The organism is Polynucleobacter sp. 39-46-10, from assembly GCF_002282275.1.
The window spans coordinates 1-4,108 of sequence record NZ_NCJB01000217.1 but is presented as its reverse complement, the minus strand read 5'-3'; the positions used below and the strand labels follow the sequence as shown (position 1 = coordinate 4,108).

General features: G+C 46.0%; 4 protein-coding genes. 3 read left to right on the top strand and 1 reads right to left on the bottom strand.

The features are described 5' to 3' along the window. Positions 1-15: 15 nt before the first annotated feature. Positions 16-351, bottom strand: a complete 336-nt coding sequence (locus B7X71_RS12960) for a c-type cytochrome (protein WP_293600957.1) — start codon at positions 349-351, stop codon at positions 16-18. Between the two features lie 183 nt (positions 352-534). Between B7X71_RS12960 and B7X71_RS12955 the strand changes: the two genes are divergently transcribed. From B7X71_RS12955 to B7X71_RS12945, 3 genes are all read left to right on the top strand, one after another. After that, positions 535-2,256 carry a phospholipid carrier-dependent glycosyltransferase gene (locus B7X71_RS12955; protein ID WP_293599472.1) on the top strand — a complete coding sequence of 574 codons (1,722 nt, stop codon included), beginning with the start codon at positions 535-537 and terminating at the stop codon, positions 2,254-2,256. Beyond that, positions 2,253-3,500, top strand: coding sequence for a sialidase family protein (locus B7X71_RS12950; protein WP_293600956.1), 1,248 nt, complete (start codon positions 2,253-2,255; stop codon positions 3,498-3,500). Before B7X71_RS12955 ends, B7X71_RS12950 begins: the two co-directional genes overlap by 4 nt. After that, positions 3,497-4,108 (top strand): hypothetical protein (locus tag B7X71_RS12945; protein ID WP_293600955.1); only part of this gene is annotated, 612 nt, incomplete at its 3' end. The genes B7X71_RS12950 and B7X71_RS12945, both read left to right, overlap by 4 nt.

Below are 4,108 nucleotides of genomic sequence, written 5' to 3'. Positions count from 1 at the left end.
ATCCATGCTGCCTCCTTATTGTTTTTTGCCAAGTTGATTGGCAATAGTTTTAAGTTGTTCATCTGTGTAGCCTTTAGCTAACTGGGGCATGATGGTTCCTTCGAGTGCGCCAGATTTGTAATCCATGAGTTTTTTCAGCATCTCTTGGCTGGAAAGATTGTTAATAAGTGGCATACCACCCTCAGGAACTCCTTTGCCATCAGTGCCATGACAGTTGGCACAAGTTGCAGCAAGGCTCCGGTTATAGAGTTTGGTGGCATCTGCGTTTTGCGCAAAAGAAACGGCGCTCAACTGGCTGATGCCAATAAAGGCGCTCGCCATAAGAATCGGTTTTAAGTAGTTCATTCGCATAGGAATCTTCTCCATCAAGCATGCAACTGTTTTAGGGTTCTACATCGTTATAGACTGTATATTAATCAGATAAAAGAAGGATAAGTGTTTGTACTTAGATTGTTTGGTGATTTGCTTATATCAATCAGTGAGGCTTGGACGCGTGTTTTAAGGGTGATTACTAAGGACCTATAAACTATCGTTATGCGAGGCTCTTTTTCCTACCGTAGCGCGATAGCGATTCTCTTATTGGGTATCTTTACGTATTTATATGCTTTAGATAGTCGCTTTGCCCCAAAGAATGGGGATGAATACCCCTATATGCACATCGTACGGATGACTGCGGATGCTGGCGCTTGGTTGCCCCTTCAATCTGAGATGGATGGCATTAAAAATACTAAGCCACCCCTGGTATTTTGGGAGGGTATCGCCAGCACTGCTTGGGGTAGCGATTGGAGTCTTTTTGCGCTGCGTTGGCCCAGCGTTCTATATACCGGCTTAACAGCATTTTTCTTATTTTTGGCAGTCGCTCGCTTTAGTGGAAAAAAGCAGACCGGCTTGCTGGCAGCATTAGTGTGGCTTTCTTTTTTTGCAAGCTATCGCTATGGTCGCCCATTTCTCACTGATCCCCCGGAAGTATTTTGGTTGAGCTTGCCATTCTTTGCGCTGCTCTATTGGGGTAGAGCTGCTTTTGAATCTAAGATCTTATTTCCGCTGTTGGCGGGTGCCTCATTTGGTATGGCCTTATTGTCAAAGTCCTTTGCTTACATTGTTCCAGCTGCGTTTGCCTTAGGTCTTTTTTACTGGCGCTGGCGCGAGTGGAGTATTCCAAAAGTCTTATTAAAAGACTTATATAAAGTCATTTTGATTACTCTTCTTGCTCTGGGTGTATTCGCGCTCTGGTTTGTGCTGGACCCTTTTCCAGAGGCAGTTTGGAAAGAGTTTGTTCTGGGCGAGAACGCTGGCAAGTTCGAGGCGCGGAGCTCACATTACCTGCTTGATTTAGTGCGTGGAGGGGATAGTATTTGGATGCTGGCCTTAACGACTCTAGCAAATGCCGGTCTTTTCACCTTTGTGTTGATTTCTGCTTTGCTCCAATGTTGGCGGGAACGTCGATTTTTATCACTTGAAGAAAGCTTATTACTACTCTTGGTGTTGGCATTTTTTATTGTGTTCAGTTTGCCAAGTCAGCGCTCTGGTCGATATTTGCTGCCAGTGATGCCCGCATTTGCTGTCCTAATCGCAATCTACTGGGAGAGATTGCCTTTGTGGGGATTTCGGATTGCATTGCTTTTACAGTTGATCTTGCTTTCTGCGCTCTCTTGGGTTGGCGGAAACTTGCAGCTATCGAATTTCTTGGGGCAGCCTGGCATCTGGAATTACTCCCTATGGCATTGGGGATTTATGGGGACTTCGATTGCCTTAGTCTTGCTAGGTATATTTAATCGGGATCGCAGTAAGGTTATTGCTTTGGCGGGATGCTTTCTTTGCTACTGCGCACTCACTACCAGTCTGTCACCTCTAGAGGGTACTTTAGGTCGATATTCTCAATCCACGATTGAAGATGTTGCTGGAAAAGATCTTTGGGTGCCTTGTGACTATCGCGCTAAAGATGAGGAGTATCGACTCTTATTGCCTGGTGCAACATTGCATGGCTATTTGGCAAAGGATGCTACCCAGATTGATTTGCTAACTTCTACTTATCCATTAGTTGCCGTCCAGTCTGCTATTGGCGTAGAGCCAGCGCTATGCGCATCTTGCGAGATCGTAGGCAAGCGTATGGAGATGCGGGCTCGTCATTCTGATGCTGAGATTCAAGCGATACTAAGAGGTCATATTGGGGAACATCTATTTGTGAATGAATATTTAATTTCTACACCTACAACGATGACCTTGCCATTGGTGGGTAAGGACGCTTGTCGATGAGTCGTGTGATTGCTTTTTGTTTTTTATTGCTTGCCTCAGTGCTGGGCTATCTGCATATTGATAGTCGTCCAATATGGGCTCCATTTGCAGTTGAGTACCCAGTTAACGCTGCGCAGCAAGCAGACGATGTTCCTCAGGCAATCGAGGACACAAAGTCGGCTAAGAATATTAAAAATATTGCGTCACCAAAGATTGCGCAACCAAGCCTCAGGATCGATTGGTTGCCAGATACCGGAGCTCCCTCAGTACATGCTGCCTCTTTAATTGCACTCAAGGATGGTGCGATACGGGCATTCTGGTTTGCAGGGAGTCGTGAGGGTGCACCAGATGTGGTGATTAATACATCTGTGTTTGATCCTCAGGCAGCCAGGTGGAGTGCTCCAACTGTTGTGATGGATCGAGTTAGTGCAGAAAAGGGTCTGTCCCGTTACATTGCTAAATTAGGTAATCCCGTTCCAGCAAGAATGGCCGATGGTCGCATGCAGTTATTTTTTGTCACCGTATCGATTGGAGGTTGGGCAGGCAGTTCAATCTCTTCAGTGATCTCGGATGATGAGGGTTTGACTTGGGGTCGGCCTCAGCGCTTGATTAGCTCGCCCTTAATTAATCTGAGCACCTTGGTGAAGTCCCCGGCTGTCACATTTACAGATGGACGTTTGGGTTTGCCTGCTTATCATGAATGGATTGGTCGCTTTGGGGAGTTCCTCAGAATCGAGGTCAGTCAGGTTATTGATAAACGACGTATGAGCTCTGGTAGGGGTGCAATTCAGCCTGTAATTTTTGCTGATGGGCCGCAAGAGGCAAGCGCTTTTTTCCGTCAAACACGACCTAGCTCCCAGCCAAAGCAAATCCCCGCAAGTGAAACCAAAGATGCTGGACAGTCTTGGACCGTAACAAAAGATCTCGAAATTCCCAATCCAAATTCTGCGCTTGCTGCACTCACTTTGGCTAATGGCACAAAATTAATGGTGCTGAATAATATTGAAGCAGCGCGTTATCGATTGGTAATGGTGATGTGTGAGCCAAACTCTACTCAGTGGCGAGTTATTCAGGTGCTCGAAGACGATGAGACTTTGCTCAATAACTTGCATCGAGAATTCTCGTACCCGTACTTAATATCTGCTAATGGTGAGGATGCCCATCTTGCCTATACCTGGAATAGACAAAAGATTAAGCATGTGTACTTTCCGGCTGTCTGGCTTAAATACGCTGTAAGCAGTCTTAAAGAAAAGGATACGCAATGATGGCGCCATATTTACAAATCATTGCATTGCTTGAAATGTCGCTTACTTGTGCGGTAGTGTTGATGATTCTTCTGCAAAAACTATCATCAACAGAGATCCCATTGTTAATTCGAGTGCTGATCGTTTTATTATTAGGCAATCTATTTTTCTGGCCGCTGGGAATGTCGCTTGAACTGCCATTGTCGGCATACGTCCGTGGCGTTACTGGTGAGCTTAGTATCGTGACGATGCTCTTGTTGTGGAGCTCCATACTGCCTGCTGCGCAAAAAACGCCGCTGGGATTTAAAGTGCCCTTGGCAATCATTGCAATTGTGTTTTATCCCTTAGCGCTAGGCCTTGGAATGTTCGATCCCTATATATGGGGTTATGGCTCCATTGGATTCTTGGGTGCTGTCATGCTATTTGCCATTCTCTGTGGTCTGGCTGGATGGACCAAGGGTGTTTGGCTAGTTTCAGTTGCAATCATTGCTTGGGCAGCCCATTGGCATGAGTCAGCGAATCTCTGGGACTATCTCCTCGATCCTTTCCTGGCGATCTGGGCTCTCTTTGCCATCCCCAGCACAATTTATCAGAAGCGTCGTGAGAAGGCGCAATCAGGATATCTTTTT

Bases quoted from the DNA above. Each gene is read 5' to 3' on its own strand.
- B7X71_RS12955 (WP_293599472.1), top strand. From the start codon at position 535: ATGCGAGGCTCTTTTTCCTACCGTAGCGCGATAGCGATTCTCTTATTG.
- B7X71_RS12960 (WP_293600957.1), bottom strand. From the start codon at position 351: ATGCGAATGAACTACTTAAAACCGATTCTTATGGCGAGCGCCTTTATT.
- B7X71_RS12950 (WP_293600956.1), top strand. From the start codon at position 2,253: ATGAGTCGTGTGATTGCTTTTTGTTTTTTATTGCTTGCCTCAGTGCTG.